This is a genomic window from Streptomyces virginiae (assembly GCF_000720455.1).
Taxonomy (GTDB): domain Bacteria; phylum Actinomycetota; class Actinomycetes; order Streptomycetales; family Streptomycetaceae; genus Streptomyces; species Streptomyces virginiae.
The window spans coordinates 258512-275538 of record NZ_JOAK01000003.1; the positions used below are offsets into that span (position 1 = coordinate 258512).

Annotated in this window: 21 protein-coding genes; 8 read left to right on the plus strand and 13 right to left on the minus strand. The window is 72.6% G+C overall.

The window, feature by feature from the left end; translation table 11 throughout:
- Positions 1-147 precede the first annotated feature (147 nt).
- Positions 148-1569: a virginiamycin B lyase family protein gene (locus tag IG86_RS42870; protein ID WP_063761495.1), complete on the plus strand. Its 1422-nt coding sequence runs from the start codon at positions 148-150 to the stop codon at positions 1567-1569.
- 56 nt (positions 1570-1625) lie between these two features.
- On the opposite strand, the gene IG86_RS0106500 is transcribed toward IG86_RS42870, so the two are convergent.
- Positions 1626-2018, minus strand: a complete 393-nt coding sequence (locus IG86_RS0106500; RefSeq protein WP_030818406.1) for a TOBE domain-containing protein — start codon at positions 2016-2018, stop codon at positions 1626-1628.
- 117 nt (positions 2019-2135) lie between these two features.
- Here IG86_RS0106500 and IG86_RS43505 point away from each other — a divergent pair, with 117 nt between their 5' ends.
- Both IG86_RS43505 and IG86_RS0106510 read left to right on the plus strand, forming a co-directional pair.
- On the plus strand, positions 2136-2306 hold the full coding sequence (locus tag IG86_RS43505) for a hypothetical protein (RefSeq protein WP_167751136.1): 171 nt from the start codon (positions 2136-2138) through the stop codon (positions 2304-2306).
- Positions 2307-2342: 36 nt separating this feature from the next.
- Positions 2343-2606, plus strand: a complete 264-nt coding sequence (locus tag IG86_RS0106510) for a GlsB/YeaQ/YmgE family stress response membrane protein (RefSeq protein ID WP_030818404.1) — start codon at positions 2343-2345, stop codon at positions 2604-2606.
- Between the two features lie 99 nt (positions 2607-2705).
- On the opposite strand, the gene IG86_RS0106515 is transcribed toward IG86_RS0106510, so the two are convergent.
- Genes IG86_RS0106515 through IG86_RS0106550 form a run of 8 tightly spaced genes read right to left on the minus strand, consistent with a single transcriptional unit; the run spans position 2706 to position 6560 of the window.
- On the minus strand, positions 2706-3104 hold the full coding sequence (locus IG86_RS0106515; RefSeq protein WP_030895451.1) for a gas vesicle protein K: 399 nt from the start codon (positions 3102-3104) through the stop codon (positions 2706-2708).
- Positions 3101-3316 (minus strand): gas vesicle protein, encoded by a 216-nt coding sequence (locus IG86_RS38410; protein WP_037847303.1) that lies wholly within the window; start codon positions 3314-3316, stop codon positions 3101-3103. The genes IG86_RS0106515 and IG86_RS38410 overlap by 4 nt, the downstream gene beginning before the upstream one ends.
- Positions 3313-4221, minus strand: a complete 909-nt coding sequence (locus IG86_RS0106525) for a GvpL/GvpF family gas vesicle protein (RefSeq protein WP_063761496.1) — start codon at positions 4219-4221, stop codon at positions 3313-3315. Before IG86_RS0106525 ends, IG86_RS38410 begins: the two co-directional genes overlap by 4 nt.
- Positions 4218-4670, minus strand: coding sequence for a gas vesicle protein (locus tag IG86_RS38415; RefSeq protein ID WP_234316021.1), 453 nt, complete (start codon positions 4668-4670; stop codon positions 4218-4220). The genes IG86_RS0106525 and IG86_RS38415 overlap by 4 nt, the downstream gene beginning before the upstream one ends.
- Positions 4671-4688: 18 nt before the next feature.
- Positions 4689-4940 carry a gas vesicle protein GvpG gene (locus IG86_RS0106535; RefSeq protein WP_030818397.1) on the minus strand — a complete coding sequence of 84 codons (252 nt, stop codon included), beginning with the start codon at positions 4938-4940 and terminating at the stop codon, positions 4689-4691.
- Positions 4941-4957: 17 nt separating this feature from the next.
- Positions 4958-5668 (minus strand): GvpL/GvpF family gas vesicle protein, encoded by a 711-nt coding sequence (locus IG86_RS0106540; RefSeq protein ID WP_030818395.1) that lies wholly within the window; start codon positions 5666-5668, stop codon positions 4958-4960.
- A gap of 11 nt (positions 5669-5679) precedes the next feature.
- Positions 5680-6141: a gas vesicle protein GvpJ gene (gvpJ, locus tag IG86_RS0106545; protein ID WP_030818392.1), complete on the minus strand. Its 462-nt coding sequence runs from the start codon at positions 6139-6141 to the stop codon at positions 5680-5682.
- A gap of 35 nt (positions 6142-6176) precedes the next feature.
- Entirely contained in the window at positions 6177-6560 is a 384-nt protein-coding gene (locus tag IG86_RS0106550) for a gas vesicle protein GvpO (protein WP_030818390.1), read from the minus strand.
- Positions 6561-6802: 242 nt separating this feature from the next.
- Between IG86_RS0106550 and IG86_RS42875 the strand changes: the two genes are divergently transcribed.
- Both IG86_RS42875 and IG86_RS0106560 read left to right on the plus strand, forming a co-directional pair.
- Positions 6803-8170 carry a hypothetical protein gene (locus IG86_RS42875; RefSeq protein WP_030818388.1) on the plus strand — a complete coding sequence of 456 codons (1368 nt, stop codon included), beginning with the start codon at positions 6803-6805 and terminating at the stop codon, positions 8168-8170.
- Positions 8171-8173: 3 nt separating this feature from the next.
- Positions 8174-9322 (plus strand): SRPBCC family protein, encoded by a 1149-nt coding sequence (locus tag IG86_RS0106560; RefSeq protein WP_030818387.1) that lies wholly within the window; start codon positions 8174-8176, stop codon positions 9320-9322.
- Positions 9323-9370: 48 nt separating this feature from the next.
- On the opposite strand, the gene IG86_RS0106565 is transcribed toward IG86_RS0106560, so the two are convergent.
- From IG86_RS0106565 to IG86_RS0106580, 4 genes are all read right to left on the minus strand, one after another.
- Positions 9371-9544, minus strand: coding sequence for a CsbD family protein (locus IG86_RS0106565; RefSeq protein WP_030818385.1), 174 nt, complete (start codon positions 9542-9544; stop codon positions 9371-9373).
- Between the two features lie 136 nt (positions 9545-9680).
- Complete coding sequence (locus IG86_RS0106570) at positions 9681-11018, minus strand: geranylgeranyl reductase family protein (RefSeq protein WP_030818383.1); 1338 nt, start codon at positions 11016-11018, stop codon at positions 9681-9683.
- Positions 11019-11108: 90 nt separating this feature from the next.
- Positions 11109-11960 carry a universal stress protein gene (locus tag IG86_RS0106575; RefSeq protein WP_030895465.1) on the minus strand — a complete coding sequence of 284 codons (852 nt, stop codon included), beginning with the start codon at positions 11958-11960 and terminating at the stop codon, positions 11109-11111.
- An 11-nt stretch (positions 11961-11971) separates the two neighbouring features.
- Entirely contained in the window at positions 11972-12172 is a 201-nt protein-coding gene (locus IG86_RS0106580; protein WP_078905817.1) for a hypothetical protein, read from the minus strand.
- Between the two features lie 147 nt (positions 12173-12319).
- On the opposite strand from IG86_RS0106580, the gene IG86_RS0106585 reads away from it, so the two are divergent.
- The 3 genes from IG86_RS0106585 to IG86_RS0106595 are packed head-to-tail and all read left to right on the plus strand — an operon-like array spanning position 12320 to position 16994.
- Positions 12320-13291, plus strand: a complete 972-nt coding sequence (locus IG86_RS0106585) for an oxygenase MpaB family protein (RefSeq protein WP_078848180.1) — start codon at positions 12320-12322, stop codon at positions 13289-13291.
- Between the two features lie 26 nt (positions 13292-13317).
- Complete coding sequence (locus IG86_RS0106590; protein ID WP_030818377.1) at positions 13318-15426, plus strand: serine/threonine-protein kinase; 2109 nt, start codon at positions 13318-13320, stop codon at positions 15424-15426.
- A complete protein-coding gene (locus IG86_RS0106595; protein WP_030895468.1) occupies positions 15423-16994 on the plus strand; it encodes a phytoene desaturase family protein in 1572 nt (523 codons plus the stop codon). Before IG86_RS0106590 ends, IG86_RS0106595 begins: the two co-directional genes overlap by 4 nt.
- The last annotated feature ends 33 nt before the right edge of the window (positions 16995-17027 follow it).

Sequence of the window (17027 nt, forward strand, 5' to 3'; positions counted from 1 at the left end):
ACGCTGCAGTGCGCGCATGCCTCCGGTGTGCCGGAGCGCGCCGCTGTCGCGACCTCACGCGCCGCCCGACAGTGCCCGGACCCGTCGGCGAGGTCTCGCCCCGTGACGGGGCCTGCCCCCGAACCCCGGCCGAAAGGTCTGCCGCCGATGACCCCCCGCACCCCGGGCGGGCCCCCGCCCGCCACGGCCCGACGCCACGGCGCCCGCTGGGCCCTCCCGCTGGCCGCCGCCCTCCTCCTCGGGCTGGCCGGCCCGCCCGCCGCGTCGGCCGCCGCCCCGGCCCCCGTACCCGTTCCCGCACGTGCCGAGGTCGGGAAGATCACCGAGTACCCCCTTCCCACACCCGGCAGCGCGCCGAGCGGCATCACCACGGGATCGGACGGCAACCTCTGGTTCACCGAGAGCGGCACACGGAAGATCGGCCGGATCACCCCTGCCGGGAAACTGACCGAGTTCCGGCTGCCCGGCGACACCAGCGACGCGCTCGGGATCACCGCGGGACCCGACGGCCATCTGTGGTTCACCGACGTCAGCGGCCGGATCGGGAGGATCACCACGGCCGGCGCCGTCACCGAGTACGACCTGCCGGGCGCCGGCGGGCGTCAGCCGTTCGCCATCACGACCGGTCCGGACGGCAACCTGTGGTTCACCGAGGACCCCGGCGACCGGATCGGGAAGATCACCACTGCGGGTGTCATCACCGAGTACCCCCTGCCCCGCCCGGACAGTGGCCCGGAGGGCATCGTGACCGGGCCCGACGGCAACCTGTGGTTCACCGAGATCCTCGGCAACCGGATCGGGAAGATCACCACCGACGGGGTCGTCACCGAGTACGACCTGCCGCACCCCGACAGCGGACCTGACGTCATCACCGCCGGTCCCGACGGCGCGTTGTGGTTCACGGAGCTCTTCGGCAACCGGATCGGGAAGATCACCACCGACGGGGCGGTCACCGAGTACGACCTGCCGAACGCGGACAGCGGCCCGGACGGCATCGCCGCCGGGCCCGACGGGAACCTGTGGTTCACCGAGCAGGTCCGCAACGGCATCGGCCGGATCACGCCCACGGGGGAGTTCGCGCACTACCCCCTGCCCGGCGCGGACTCCTTCCCGACCCGTATCACCGCGGGACCCGACGGCGGCATGTGGTTCACCGAGATCGTCGGCGACCGCGTCGGACGCATCGAGGTCGGCGCCCGCAGCCCCAGGGCCGACCTTGCGGTCCGCCTGAGCGCGCCGGCCACCGTGCGGGAGGGGGAGCAGTACACCTACACCGTCACGGTGACCAACAACGGGCCCTTCGGCGCGTCGGACGCGGTGGTCACCCTCAACCTGCCGCGCGGCGCGCAGGTGACGGGCACGGCTCCCGCCGCCGACCGCGGCGGCCCCCACCGGGTGAGCATGCGGATCGAGGCCCTGGGGGCCGGACAACTGCGGGTCTTCCACGTCACGGTGCGGCCCGAGCAGCGGCCCGTCGTCATCGCGACCGCCGACGTCCGCTCCCGCACGCCGGACCCGAGGCGGAACAACAACACGGACCGGGCCGTGACCCGGGTGACCCGCAGCTGACCGCCCCGCACCCGACCACGAGCACACGACCTCCCGGCCGCGGCGCGGTCGGGAGGTCAGTCGACGTCGATGTGGACGCTGGTGGACTTGACGCGGGCCACGGCCCGCACGCCGACCGCGAGGCCGAGCTCCTCGACCGCCTCGCGCGTCAGCAGCGAGACCACCCGGTGGGGGCCCGCCTGGATCTCGACCTGGGCGGCGACCTCTCCCATCGTCACCGCGGTCACGATCCCGGGCAGTGCGTTGCGGACGGACGTCGCGACCTCGCCGCCGTCCTCGGCGGGCTCCCGGGCGAGCTCCACGCAGAAGGCGGCCAGGTCCCGGCCCTCCACCATCCGCCTCGTGCCGTCCCGCCGGGTCGGGAAGCGCCCGGCATCGGCCCAGCGACGGGCGGTGTCGGTGCTGACGCGGAGGAGTTGGGCGGCCTCGCCGATGGTGTAGAGCTGCACCCCGCAACTCTATGCCGCCGCCCGCCCCGGCGGCGGTCCGCCTGAATATCGCGCGAATTTGTTTTGGAATCAAATATGCGGATATATGCGTAGCGGCTGGACTGTGAAGGGAACGACATGGGTGTGGGCGAGAAGGCGAAGGCCGAGATGGAACAGGTCGCTGGTAAGGCTGTGCGAAAGGCGGCCCACGCCATGGGCAAGGAAACCCTGGCCGCCAAGGGGGCGGCTCTGGAAGCCCGGGGCAAGGCGCGGAGTGTCAAGGAAAAAGGGAAGGACACGCTGCGCTGATCGGCATTTCGAAGGTTCTGAAAGCGAGAAGGAAGCATGGGCATACTTGCTTGGATCCTGCTCGGTCTGCTCGCGGGCATCATCGCGAAGATGCTGATGCCCGGCAAGGACCCGGGCGGCATCATCGTCACCATACTGATCGGCATCGTAGGTGGTCTGCTCGGGGGATGGCTGGGCAAGGTGATCTTCGGCGTCGACTCCATCGACGGCTTCTTCGAGCTTTCGACCTGGATCGCCGCCATCGTCGGCTCCCTCATCCTCCTGATCGTCTTCCGGTTGTTCCGTCGCGCGGCGCGATAGCGGCGGCTACTGCGGCGGCGAAGGCCGAAAGGCGAAGGCCGGACACCGAGGAATGAAACGGCTTCCCCCTCCTTGCGGGGGCGAAGCCGTTTTCCTCGTTCAGGGCGGAAGGAGGGGTCCCAGCGGGCCCAGGTCGAGATTGAGATCCTCCAGCGTGTAACCGTGCTCCGCGCACAGCTCGGTCATGCGCTCGTGGAGGGCGAGGAGCGTGGCCCCCAGTTCCTCCTCCTGCTCGTCGGTGAGATCGCCCGCGTCGACGCGGCGCAGGGCCTGGCGTTCGATGAGTTGGCGCAGCAGCTCGACGAGCGTGAGGACGAGTTTGAGGAGGTCCTCGCCGACGGTGTCGGGGTCGGTGTGCAGGCGGCGAGCCGGCCGTGGCGGGTCGCTCCCGGGCGGGACGGGGGGTGCCTGGAGGAGCCGGAAGGCGTTCGCCATCGTGTCGCCGACGGCGCTGAGGTCCGCAGCCGGGGGCCGACGGGCGGGGCCGTCGCCGTTCACGGCCGCTCGCCGCCGATGTGGGAAGACGGGTCGGGGCCGCCGGCCACCGAGGTGACGAGGGCGCGCAGGGAGATCCGTACCAGGTCGATGTCCGCGATGGACAGGACGACGTCCCCGGTGATCACGACGCCGCCGGCCAGCAGCCGGTCGAGGAGGTCCACGAGGGCGACCTGGCGGCCCGGCAGGGATTCGTCGCGCGGGGCGAGCGTCATGTCGGGCCACCGGGTGTCTCGGTGCCGGTGCCGGTGCCGGTGCCGGGGTCTGGGTCTGGGTCGGTGCCCGTGGTCCGTGGGGCCGGCATGGCGAACGAATAGGGGGCCCAGGGGCCGGTGATGTCGACCCGTACGCCGGGCAGGTCTTCGCCCGCCTGCTGAACGGCCCTGCGGAAGGCTCCCGCCCGGTCGTCGGGAACGAGGTACGCGTCGTTGAGGACGTTCTCGCCGTCCGGGCCGGCTTCGCCGTGGGTCAGGGGGCCCGACTGGGTGGGGTGCCGTACCGCGTGGGTCGCGTGCGGGGCCGCGGCGGCGGCGATGCGCTCCGCCGCCCGTGCGGCCTGCTGGTAGCGGTCCTCGCGGGCGTGGTGCTGCCTCTTGCGGGCCTGGAGGTACGCCTTGCCGGGACTGCCGGGGGCGGGAGTGGCGGCCGGGGGCGCCGCGTCGGGACCGTCGCCGTCGCCGTCGCCGGCGTCGGGGCGTACGTAGACCTTGACGCCGTACTCGGCGTGGTGGGCCAGGAGGGCCAGCCGGTCGGCGAAGGCGGGCCGCTGCTCGCGCAGCGCCGCCAGTGCCCGCTCCTCGTCCTCATAGAGGGTCGCCATCCGCAGGGGCAGGACGGTGGCCCGCTCGCTGAGCGCCTGGATGACGTGGTGGTGGGCCCGGGCGGTGCTCTCCAGCCAGCCGAGGTCCTCGAAGCGCGCCCGGAGCGCCTCTTCGCGCCAATCGCCGTGGGGTACCTGGCTGGTGACGAACGCGGGCGCCGCCGGACGGGAGTCGTCGAGGGGCGGCAGGAGGGACAGCGCGGCGTCGGCCACGCCCCGCAAGGAGGCCACGGTCCGGACAAGTTCCGGCGTGGGCACGGCGACGGCGTACACGTAGGTGAGGGTCGGCTCCCGGTTCATGGTGCGGGCCTGTTCCTCTTCGGGGCGCGGCGGGACGGGCGGTCCTCTTCCCGGGCGCGGTCGTCCGCTTCGTACTCCGCACCCTGCACGCCGGGCTCCGCGGTGCCCAGCCGTTCGCGCCGTAGCGCCTCCACCTCGGCCCGCAGGCGGCGGTTCTCCTCCGCCAGCGGGCTGCCGCTGTGGCGGGAGGAGAGGGACGGGTCGTACTCCCACCAGTCGATGCCCATCTCCTTGGCCTTGTCCACCGAGGCGATCAGTATCCGCAGCTTGATGGTCAGCAACTCGATGTCGAGGAGGTTGATGCGGATGTCGCCGGCGATGACGATGCCCTTGTCCAGGACCCGTTCGAGGATGTCGGCCAGGCTGGCGGAAGAAGAGCTGGGGGGATAGGACATCGGCGTCGCGCGGGAGGGCAAGGGGCCCAGCCGGTTGGCGAGCGGGTCACTCACGGTCCCCGACCTCCCAGGTCACGGCAGACCCTGCTGCCGGTATCTCGTGATCTCGTCGAGCCGGTCGAGGAGTTCGTCCTCCATGACCTCGAAGGTGTCGGGGTCGATCTCACCCCGCTGGAGCCGGCCCTCGAGGTCGGCGAGCGCCGCCCAGACGGGGGCGGGATCGTAGTACTCCTCGGTCGCCTTGTCGGCGACGCGTTGCGCCACCCACACCACGGCGCGCACGGGCGCCAGCGGCGAGGTCAGCAGTCCGGTCAGCAGCCCCATGGCTCCTCCTGAGCGCCCTAGACGAAGCTGTACGGCGGCAGCGGTCCGCCGAAGCGGAAGTCGACGCCTTCGACCTGGTCGGCGAGGCCGGCCTCGGCGTCGAGGAACTCGTCCTTCTGGTCGCCGTGGACCAGGAGGGAGATGTTGAGCACGTCGCCGTCGACGGGGGCGCGGACGGCGTGGTCGCGGGCGAACCCGACCAGGGCCTGGACGAGGCCGGCGGCGAGCGTCTCCTGTCGGCCGCGTACCTCCGCGGCGACGAGTTCTCCCAGCTGGAGGGGGAGCCGGGGGTCGGTGTCGCCTCCCCGGATCCGGTCGTTGAGCTTCCGCGCCTCGGGGAACTCGTCGAGGATCTCGCGCAGGAGCGCCTCCTCGTCCTGCGACGCTTTGACGTTGTACTCGGCGCAGCCTTCGACCCGCTCCAAGGATTCGAGGTAGGAGTCCGCGCGCTGCAGGAGGGCCTCCCGGACCGTCTGCTCGTCGGGGGCGATGTACCCGAACTGCAGGGGCAGGACCGCGCCGTCCGCCATCAGGCTCGTCTGGACCTCCTGGTGGGCGGTCAGGTCGCGGCGCTTGGGACGGATCTCCTCGTCCACGTCACTGACGACCGCGCACAGCTGATCCGTGGTGACGGTGCGGAGCGCGCCGGGCTGCGCCCCGACGCCGGTCAGCCCGTCCAGACGGCAAGGGTGCTCCGCCGCGACGATCGAATACACGTACAGAGCCATCGCCTGCTCCCTCACTCCTTCTCACGGCGCACCGGGCGGCGTGCGGGCCGGCGGCGGCGCGGGGCCTCTTCCTCTTCGGGCTCCTCCTCCGGCTCCTCCTCCGACGTGCCGGACTTGCCGGTCAGGGACTGCGTCACCGATTCCACCGCCCCGCTGAGCGCGCCCTTGGACTTGCCGTGCGCGCCGCTCTCGACCATGTCGCCGACGACGTCCGTCAGCCGGGAGGGCGCCTTGCGGCCCGCTTCGAGGTCGAGCCGGTTGCAGGCCTCGGCGAAACGCAGGTAGGTGTCGACACTGGCCACGACGATCCGCGCGTCGATCTTCAGGATCTCGATCCCGACGAGGGAGACACGGACGAACACGTCGATGACCAGCCCGCGGTCGAGGATCAGTTCCAGGACGTCGTAGAGGCTGCTGGTGCCGCCGCCCCCGCCTCTGCTGACGCTGCTTGCACCTTGCGGCATCACGGTCATGGCCGCTTCCCTTCGCCGGTGGGCCGACGGCCCCCTCACGCCGGCCGGTCGATCATTCCTCTGCTGTACCGCCGGGTCCTCTCGTAGGAGATGAGCTCCCCTTCTTCGTCCATCGTGACCTTGTAGCTGGCCAGGACGCTGGTCGTGTCGGGAATGCGTTCCAGCTCCAAGACCTCGACCTGGGCCTCCCAGCCGTCCTCGGTGGGCTTCAGGGCCGACACCGACTCGGGCGGGCGCCCGAGCAGCTCCGACAGCTGCTGGGCCGCCAGACGCATGGCGGTGGCCGCCCCAGGGGTGCCGCGGCGCGTGACCGGCTTGCGGGGCGGGGCCTTGCGGCCGGGCCTGCTCGTCTGTGCGTCGTCGCGGTCATCGCCGTCCGACGGTGAGCGCCGACGGCGCGCGGGCTCTGCTGGGGCCATGGACCCACTCCCCTCGCGAACTGCCCCTAGGGCTGCCCGCTGGCACGAAGATCAAACGCTTCAGATCACAACAAAAACCAGATTTTCACAGCATACGAGGCATATCTGGCATCAGGGGGGCAGCCACTTAGTAACCGAGCGATCAGCGCGTCCCGTCACCCCGGCGTGCATCCGCGGCAGCGGGAGCACGTGGAGTGCAGAGGGAGTGGCCAGTGGGCGCACCTGGTGAAGGGAAAGGGCTCATGGACGACACGACCAAGATCGCCCTGGGGGCCGCCATTGTCGGCGGCTACGTGCTGGGGCGGGCTAAAAAGGGTCGCATGGCCCTCAGCCTGGCGACGTTCGTCGCCGGCCACCGCCTCGGTCTGGACCCGCGGGAGCTTGCGACACAGGGCCTGAAGAAGCTGAGTGAGATGCCGCAGGTCGCCGAGCTCGGCGAGCAGATCCGGGGCGAGGCGCTGGACGCCGGCCGCAAGGCGCTGACGGCCGCTGCCAACCGCCAGCTGTCCCAGCTCGCCGACTCGATCCACCAGCGGACGCTCTCCGTGGGCCGACGTGACGACGAAGACGCCGACGAAGACGCCGACGAGGAGGAGTACGAGGACGCATACGAGGACGAGGACGAGGGCGAGGGCGAGGACCAGGACCAGGACGGGGCCGGGGACCAGGACGCGGCCTACGAGGAGGAGCCCTACCAGGAGTCCGAAGGCGACGAGGAGGAGCAGGAACCGGAGGAGCCGGAGGAAGAGGAGTACGAGTACGAGGACGAGGACGAGGAGGAGCCCGAGGAAGAGGCGGAGGAGGAGCCCGAGGAGGAGCCCGCCCCGCGTCGGCGGTCGGCCCGCGGCCGCTCGGCTTCCGCCCGGAAGCCGCAGGCGCCGGAGGACGAGGAGGAGCCCGAGGAAGAGCCGGAGGAGGAGCCGGAGGAGGAGCCTGAGGAAGAGCCCGAGGAGGAGCCTGAGGAGGAGCCTGAGGAGGAGCCCGAGGAGGAGCCCGAGGAGGACGAGGGGGAGGGCGAGGGGGAGGACGAGGAAGAGCCTGCGGCACGCCGTCGTCCGGCTCGCCGCCGCTCCACGTCCGGCCGTACGACCAGGGCGGAGCAGCGCAGCGCACCCACGGGTAGCAGCGCGGCCAGGAAGTCGGCTCCGGCGAAGAAGGCCGTTCCGGCCCGGAAGTCCGCTCCTGCAAGGAAGGCGGCCCCGGCGAAGAAGTCGGCTCCCGCCAAGAAGTCCGCGCCGGCCAAGAAGTCCGCTCCCGCGAAGAAGTCGGCACCCGCGAAGAAGTCGGCTCCCGCGAAGAAGTCGGCTCCTGCGAAGAAGTCGGCTGCCGCCAAGAAGTCCGCCCCGGCGAAGAAGTCCGCTTCCGCGAAGAAGTCCGCCCCGCCGGAGAAGGCGACCGCCAAGAAGTCGGCGAGCGGGCGTGCTGCGCCCAGGGCACCCGCCAAGAAGGCGGCGGCCAAGAAGGCGGCAAGCCGACCCGCCGCGAAGAAGGCTCCCGCGAAGAAGAGCACGGCGAAGAAGCCCCCCGGCCGCCAGGCCACGTCCAAGAGTGCCGCCAAGACCACCGCGGCCAAGAAATCGGCCCGCCGCAAGCCGACGGCGCGGAGGTGAACCATGGCCACCACACAGCAGGGCTCCAAGGACGGCTCCAAGGACGGCCAGTCCGGTTTTGACAAGCTGCTCGGTGAACTCGGCAACTTCGTCTCGGCCCAGGCCGAAGACCTGGCGGACAAGGCCGTGGACAAGGTGGGAGACCTCACCGACCGCCTCTCCGACGTCGCGGAGAACGGAGGGTCCCTCGCCGGTATCGGAGGCAGACTCCTCCAAGGCGACTCACCGGTGAAAGCCATGCTCGGGCAGACGGTCAGCGGGCTGAAGGACAAGATCAGCGACACGGCCGGCAGCCTGTTCGGAGGCAAGGGCAAGGGCAAGGGGCGCAAGGGCGGCACCAAGGCCATGCACATCATGGAGACCATGGACGTGGGACTGCCGCTGCGCACCGTCTACGACCACTGGACCCAGTACGAGAACTTCAGCAGTTTCACGAAGGGTGTGCGCAGCGTCTCGAAGAACGACGACACGACCTCGGACTGGAAGGTCAAGGTCGGACCGTCCACGCGCAGCTGGAAGGCCACGATCCAGGAACAGGTGCCGGACGAGAGGATCGTCTGGTCCTCCGAGGGCGCCAAGGGAACCACACGCGGCTGCGTGAGTTTCCACGAGCTGGCCCCTTCGCTCACCCGGATCGTCCTCGTCGTCGAGTACTACCCCGCCGGCTTCTTCGAGAAGACGGGAAACATCTGGCGGGCCCAGGGCCGGCGCATGCGCCTCGACCTGAAGAACTTCAACCGCTTCGTCAGCCTCTCCAACGACGAACCGGAGGGCTGGCGCGGAGAGATCCAGGACGGCGAGGTCGTCGTCACGCACGAAGAGGCCATGGAAGAGGAAGAGGCCGCTGCCGAGGAAGAGGGCGAAGAGGGCGAGGAGGGCGCCGCCGAGGAGGACGCCTACCCCGAGGGCGAGGCGGAGGAAGCCGACCAGGACGCCGACCAGGACGAGGACGAATACGCGGACGAGGAGGAGTACGAGGGCGAAGAGGCCGAGGAAGGGGACGAGCCGGCCGACGACGGAAGCGATGAATACGAGGCCGAGGACGAGGACGAGGGCGAGGGCGAGGCCGAGGAAGGCGAGGCCGAGGAAGAGGAGGAAGAGGAGGAAGCGCCGCCCCGGCGGTCACGCCGACGCTCGCGGGCGCGGGCGTGACGGGACACGCAGAGGCCGGCGGCCCAGCCGCCGGCCTCTGCGTGATCGTCAGTGCTTGAGAGCGTCCTTCGCCTTCTGAGCGGCCTGCTTCGCATCACCTGCGGCCTGCTCGGCACGGCCCTTCATCTCCAGGCTCTCGTTGCCGACGGCCTTGCCGGTGACCTCCTTCGCCTTTCCCTTGACGGACTTGCCCATGTTCTTGGCCTTCTTGCCTGCGGCCATCCTCGACACCTCCAAAACCTGCACGAGCAGAACGGGTGAGTCGTGTCCCGCCACACAGCGGGTGCCCGTTCCGGCAGCGCGTACACCCGGACCGGCCCCACCGAAGCCGAACGTACGGCCCGCCACCCCGAGGGCCTCAGGGCCGCGGCGTCGGGACGAGGCGCAGGAGCGTGTGCAGGACGGAGTCGATGGTGTCGCGGCCCGGTTCGGCGCTCACGTCGGTGAGCACGCGGGCCAGGGTGCGCACGAGCACCGGCGAGGCCATGACGCGCGGGTGGAGGAGTGAGCGGAAGCCGTAGCGGGAGAAGACGAGATCACTGGCGAGGTTGCCCAGCCGGTAGTAGCGCCCCCAGCGGCGGTGGATCTCCGCGGGGTACTGCTGCAGTGCGTGTTCGCGCCTCGGCCCGGCCGGCCGGGCCGAGGCCAGGGCGATGGTCTCCGCCGCCACCTCCGCGGCTTCCATGGCCTGGCCGATGCCCTCGCCGCTCCACGGGCTGACCATGCCCGCGCTGTCGCCGACCAGCAGCAGACCGTGCCGGTACTGCGGCCGCCGGTTCATTCCCATCGGCAGGGGCGCGCTGCGCAGGGGCGATTGCGCGCTGTCCTCCCGCACGCCCCACCCCGTCGGCAGCCGGGGGAGCCAGTGCTCCATGGCGGCTCGAAGGTCCACCGGTCGGCTGCGCCGCTGCGGCAGGGCGCCGAGGCCGATGTTGACGCGCCCGTCGCCGAGGGGGAACACCCAGCCGTAGCCGGGGAGGTCCAGCCCCGTGTGCGGGCAGCGCAGATCCGCCCAGAGTTCGAGGTACGGGTCGTGGGTGCGGGCCTCGCTGCGGTAGTAGCGGCGGGCCGCAGCGGCCACCGGGCGGCCCGCGTCGCGCGCGAGGCCCAGGGCCACGGCGATCCGTGCGGAGGCGCCGTCGGCGGCGACGACCAGCGGCGCCCGGTAGCTGACCGGTTGCTTGTCCGGACCGCGGGTGGCGGTCACCCCGGTGATGCGCCCGGACCGGTCGGTCAGGGGGGCCGTCACCTTCACGTGGGTCCGCAGGCGGGCTCCGGCGGCACGGGCCTGAGCGGCGAGGAGATCGTCGAAGTCGTGGCGGCTGCGGGTCAGCCCGAAATCGGGGAGGCTGCCCAGCCGCGGCCAGTCCAGCTCCACCTGATTGCCTTCGCACACCCACCGCATGCCCTTGTTGCGCATCCAGCCGGGAGCGTTGACGTCGATGCCGAGCCGTACGAGCTGGTGCACGGCCCGCGGTGTCAGGCCGTCGCCGCAGACCTTCTCCCGCGGGAAGCCGCTCTTCTCCAGCAGCAGCACGTCCAGGCCCGCTCGGGCCAGGTGCACCGCCGCGGCGGAACCGGCCGGTCCGGCCCCCACCACGATGACTTGCGCCTCTTCGTCCTCCCCGCCCCCCGGGTCCGGAGAACGGGTGGCAGGAGTGCCGTCGCCGCCTGCGTCGTCGTGTTCGGTGGTCACCCCACCACTATGCCGCCCGCCCCACCGTCCCGGGCCGTCCGGCAGGCCCCGGCGCGAGGCGTGTCGCCGGGTGCGCCCACGGGGGCGTCTTCAGGCCAGTGGGACCACGGCGACCGGGGCCGTGCTGCGATTGATCAGGGCATGCGTGACGTGGCCGAGGTGCGGACCCAGCGGCAGCCGCCTCCGCCGCCGGCCGACGGCCAGGAGCGCCGCCCCCCGCGCCGCCTCCGAGAGACCGGCCACGGGAGAACCGAATACGGCCTCGGGGGTCACGCGCACATCCGGATACCTCTGCCGCCACGGTCGCAGCAGCTCGGTCAGGTGCTCCACCGCGCGTCGCCCCCGTTCGTCACCGCCGGGGTCCGCCGCACCCGGGTACGCGGAGGCCGCGGACGGACCCCAGCAGTGCAGGACGCGCAGCCCACCGCCCCGGCGATCGGCCTCGGCGAAGACGAAGCCGAGCAGTGCCTCACCGCCGTACGAGAGTCCGAGCCCGGCGACGACCGCTGTGCGCGCGGCGTCCGCGCAGTCCGCCCGCACCAGCACCACCGGTCGCCCGGCCGTCCCGGCGACGGTCTGCGACACCGAGCCGATCAGGAAGCCTGCGACCTCGCCCAGCGCACGCGACCCGACGACCATCAGGTCCGCCCCGTCCGCCGCCCCGCGCAGCGTCCCGGCGACGCGCCCCACGTCGCAACGGGTCGTCACCCGCAGTTGCGGGTGACTCCGGCGCGCCCGCTCCGCAGCGTCGCGCAGCACGGCGCGCGAACGCGAGGCCAGGGCGAAGGCGACCTGCCCGTGCACCTGCTGCGCCCGTGTCCGATCCGCCACGTGCAGCAGGCACAACGGCACGTGGCGGAGCGCCGCCTCGTGCGCGGCCCACTCCACCGCCGCGAGGCTCTCGGGCGAGCCGTCCACGCCCGCGACCACCTGTGCCGTCATGCCGGGCCTCGTCACAAGGCCGCGAGGCCGAGGCCGGGCAGCAGGGCACGCAGCATGCGCCGAAGCGCCCTGCGCGCGCCCCACATCGCCAGGCGCAGGCTCCACACCGTCAGGCGCCGGCCGATCCGGATGAGGACGGCTCGGGGCAGGAAGCGGGTCAGCGCCCTTCGCCGACGCCACTTGCGTCCGTGCCGCCCGGGGATGAGCTTCACGCCATGCACCTGCCCGTTCCGGGGCGACGGACACCAGCGCCGTCACCGGCCCGAACCGTCCCCGCAGATCGCCGACGGCCGCCTGCCCCGCAGGCCCCCCGCTCGGTAGGCTGGAGCCGCCGGGCGCCTGCGACGGGGAGGTACGGGATGGGGAACACCGCGACCGGACCCGGGCCCCGACCCGGAAGGGAACCCGAGCCCGAGCCCGGAATCGGACCCGGGCCCGCGGCGGGGACGGGATCCGGCGCCGACCCGGGGCTGTACGGACCCGCGTCCGTCACCTGGCAGTGCCACGGCGACCCGATGATGTGGATCGCCGGAGTCCGCGCCCTCTACCTCCAGGCCCTCCACCCGCGAGCCGTCCGCGGGGTCATGGAGAATTCCGACTTCCGGCGCGACGCCTGGGGCCGGCTGATGCGCACCGCCGACTTCGTCGGCACCCTCACCTACGGCACCACCGAGGCCGCCGAGCGCGCCGGCGGCCGTGTCCGCGCCATCCACCGCAGGCTGTCCGCCACGGATCCGGCCACCGGCCGCACCTTCCCCGTCGACGACCCCGAGCTGCTGTTGTGGATCCACTGCGCGCAGATCGACAGCTTCCTGCACGTCCTGCGCCGGTCCGGCATCGTGCTCACCCCCGCCCAGGCCGACCGCTACGTCGACGAGAACCGCGTCAACGCACGCCTCGTCGGCCTCGACCCGGCCGACGTCCCCGCCGACACCGCCCAGCTCGCCGCCTACTTCGACGAGGTCCGCCCCGAACTCGCCGCCGGCCCCGACGCCCTCGCCGTGGACGACTTCCTGCGCGGCCCGCCCGTCCATCCCCTCCTGGTGCCTGGCCGAAACCTGCTGTGGCGCCCGCTCGCCGGCCTCGCGTACGGTTCCCTCCCCGGCTGGGCGCACCAGCTGTACGGGCGGCCCGCTCCCTCCCCGCGCGGCGTCACCCGGCGCCTGCGCCTCACAGGACGCGTGCTGCGCAGCATTCCCGCAGGTCTGCGCTGGAAGCTGCCCCCAGGTCACATCTTGAAAGCGATGCGCCGCATGGGCCCCGCGAGCCGCCCCTCCCCGTACACACTGCGTACATCAGCGGCCATACTGGACCGGCCGGGGAGGGCGTAGCGCGACGACGGGGGCGACTTTAAGACATGGCGGAGTCCAGACTGATCCAGGGCCGGTACCGGTCGCTCGATCTGATCGGGCGCGGCGGCATGGGCGAGGTATGGCGCGCCCGGGACGAATCGCTGGGCCGGCATGTCGCCGTGAAGTGCCTCAAGCCGATCGGCGCCGAGCAGGACGCCCACTTCACACAGGTGCTGCGCGAGCGCTTCCGACGCGAGGCGCGCGTCGCCGCGTCCCTCCAGCACCGCGGCGTCACCGTCGTCCACGACTTCGGCGACGACAGCGCCGCCGGCGGCCCCCTCTACCTCGTCATGGAGCTGCTCGAAGGCCGCAACCTCAGCCAGCTCATGGAGGACAACGAGACCCGCCCGCTGCCCGTGGACGTGGTCGTCGACATCGCCGAGCAGATGGCCGCCGCCCTCGGCTACACCCACGACCAGGGCGTCGTCCACCGCGACCTGAAGCCGGCCAACATCATGCGGCTCGTCGACGGCACCGTGAAGATCTGCGACTTCGGCATCGCCCGGCTCGCCCACGACATCGGCTTCACCGCCAAACTCACCGGCGGCGGCATGGCCATGGGCACCCCGCACTACATGTCGCCCGAGCAGATCGCGGGCGGCGAGGTCGACCACCGCAGCGACCTCTACTCCCTGGGCTGCGTCCTCTACGAGATCGCCACCGGTGCCCCGCCCTTCGACCTCGGCGATTCCTGGTCGGTACTCATCGGCCACCGCGACACCCCGCCCGTACCGCTGCGCGAGCACCGCCCCGAGCTGCCCGGCTACTTCGAGCAGGTCGTCCTGGACCTGCTCGCCAAGTGCCCCGACGACCGTCCGCAGGACGCCCGCCACGTCCACCGCAGCCTCGTCGAGTCCCGGCTGGGCCCCGGCGGCCTGCCCGGCGCCTCCGCCCCGCTCCCGGCCTGGGCCCGCGGCATGACCGCCGGCCGCAAGGCCGGCATCGAGGCGCGTCCCGCGAGCGGCGCATGGGCCGTGCTCACCGGCTCCTGGACGGCCGTGCGCCCCAGCGGCGAACACCCCGTCCCGCGCCCGGACGGCGAGCAGCACGCGGTCCGCCCCGGCGGCACCATCGTGCGCCCCGCGCCCGCCGAGGACCCCCGCCTCACCGCGGCGTACGGCTTCCCGCGCCCCGCCGGCCCGCGCGAGACCGGCCCCGACGCCCTCGCCGCCGGGCACGCGCGCGCCTACGCCCTCAGCCGCGCGGGCCGCTCCGAGGAGGCGCTGTCCGTGTACGCGGCCGTGGCCGACGGGCGCGCCCGGGTCCTCGGCCCGGACCACGCCGACACCCTCGCCGCGCGCCAGGAGGCGGCGTACGAGATGGGCCGGCTCGGCCGCCACCAGGAGGCGCACGACGTCTACCGCGCGGTGCTCGTCGCCCGCGAGCGGACCATGGGACAGCTCCATCCCGACACGCTGCGCTGCCGCCACAACCTGGCCTGCGCACTGCGGGCGCTGGGCCGGTACGCGGACGCCCACACCACGGCCGTCGCGGTCGCCGCGGACCGGGCGGCCGTCCTGGGCGCCGAGCACGCCGACACCCTGCTGACCCGGTACGAGGCGGCGTACGTGCTCGGTCGCCTCGATCGCTGGCAGGAGGCCCTGGCCGGCTTCCGCGAGGTCGCCGCCGCACGCGAACGGGTCCTCGGCCACGACCACCCCGACACCCTGGCCGCCCGCTACGAGGTCGGCATCGCCCTCGGCCGCACCGGCAGCAGCGCACAGGCCCTCGACCTCTTCCGGGCCCTCGTCCGCGACCGCACCCGCGCATACGGGGCCACCGACCCCGAGACACTGCGCGCCCGGCACGTCCTCGGCGTCAACCTCGGCCGCCTGGAGCGGTGGGAGGAGGCGGTGGCCGAGGCCCGCCAGGTGGCCGCCGCGCGGGCCGCCGCGCTCGGCGCCGAGCACGCGGACACCCTGGTCAGCCGCCGCGAACTGGCCGTCGGCCTGGGCCGGCTGGGCCGCTGGGACGAGGCCCTGCCGATCTACCGGGACCTGTCCGGCATCCGCGAACGGTCACTGGGCGACGAGCACCCGGAGACGGTGCTGGCCCACGCCGACGAGGCCCACTGTCTGGAGCGGCTCGGCCAGGTGTGCTACCAAGAGCCATGACGACCTTCGGGCGGGACGTGTACGACGACGTGATCGTGGGCGGCGGGCACAACGGACTGGTGGCCGCCGCGTACCTGGCCCGGGCGGGCCGCTCGGTGCTGGTCCTGGAGCGGCTCGGCAACACCGGCGGGGCGGCGATCTCCAGCAGACCCTTCGTGGGCGTCGAGGCCCGCCTCTCCCGCTACTCGTACCTGGTCTCCCTGCTGCCCGACAAGATCGTGCGCGACCTGGAACTGAGCTTCTCCGTACGCCGGCGCACGGTCTCCTCCTACACCCCGACCGAGCGCGACGGGCGCCCCGGCGGACTGCTCGTCGGCGGGGGCGAGGAGCGCACCCGGGAGTCCTTCGCCCGGCTGACCGGTTCGGACCGGGAGTACGAGAGCTGGCGCGCCTTCTACGCGGCCACCGGGCAGGTGGCGCGCAAGGTGTTCCCCACCCTGACCGAGCCGCTGCCCACCCGGGCGGAGCTGCGGGCCCGGATCGACGACGAGGCAGCGTGGCGGATGTTGTTCGAGGAGCCCCTGGGGCAGGCGGTGGAACGGCACTTCGACGACGACCTGGTCCGGGGGGTGGTCCTGACCGACGGCCTCATCGGCACCTTCGCGGACGCGCACGACCCCTCACTCGCCCAGAACCGGTGCTTCCTCTACCACGTCATCGGCGGCGGGACCGGCGACTGGGACGTGCCGGTCGGCGGCATGGGCGCCCTGACGGACGCCCTCGCCGCGGCCGCGACCAAGGCCGGGGCGGAGATCGCCACCGGCCACGAGGTGTTGCGGATCGACACCGACGGGGCCGGTCCGGCCGAGGTGGTCTTCCGTACTGCGACGGGCGAGGGCCGCGTCGTCGGCCGTACGGTGCTGGTCAACGCATCGCCGCAGGCCCTGGCCGAACTCCTCGGCGAGCCCCCGGCCCAGGACCCGGCGACGGCCCCCGAGGGCGCCCAGCTCAAGGTCAACATGCTGCTGCGCAGGCTGCCCCGGCTGCGGGACACCACCGTCGACCCGCGCGAGGCCTTCGGCGGGACCTTCCACATCGCCGAGGGGTACTCCCAGCTCGCCCGGGCCTACGCGGAGGCCGCGGCCGGGGAACTGCCGTCAGTACCGCCCTCGGAGATCTACTGCCACTCGCTGGCCGACCCGACGATCCTCGGCCCCGAACTGGTCGAGCAGGGCTACCAGACGCTCACCCTCTTCGGCCTGCACACCCCGGCCCGGCTGTTCGGGCACGACAACCAGCAGGCCCGCGAGGTGCTGCTGACCGCCACCCTCGCGCAGCTCGACGAGCACCTGGCCGAGCCGCTCACCGACTGCCTGGCCTTCGACGCGGACGGCCGCCCGTGCATCGAGGCGAAGACCCCGCTGGACCTGGAACGCGAACTGCGGCTGCCCGGCGGCCACATCTTCCACCGCGACCTGTCCTGGCCGTACGCGGACCAGGACGGCGGCCGGTGGGGCGTGGAGACGGCCCACCGCAACGTCCTGCTGTGCGGCGCGGGCGCGGTCCGCGGCGGCGGCGTCAGCGGCGTCCCCGGCCACAACGCGGCGATGGCGGTGCTGGGGCACTAAAGGTTGTTTCACAAGGTCGTCTGGATCGATACG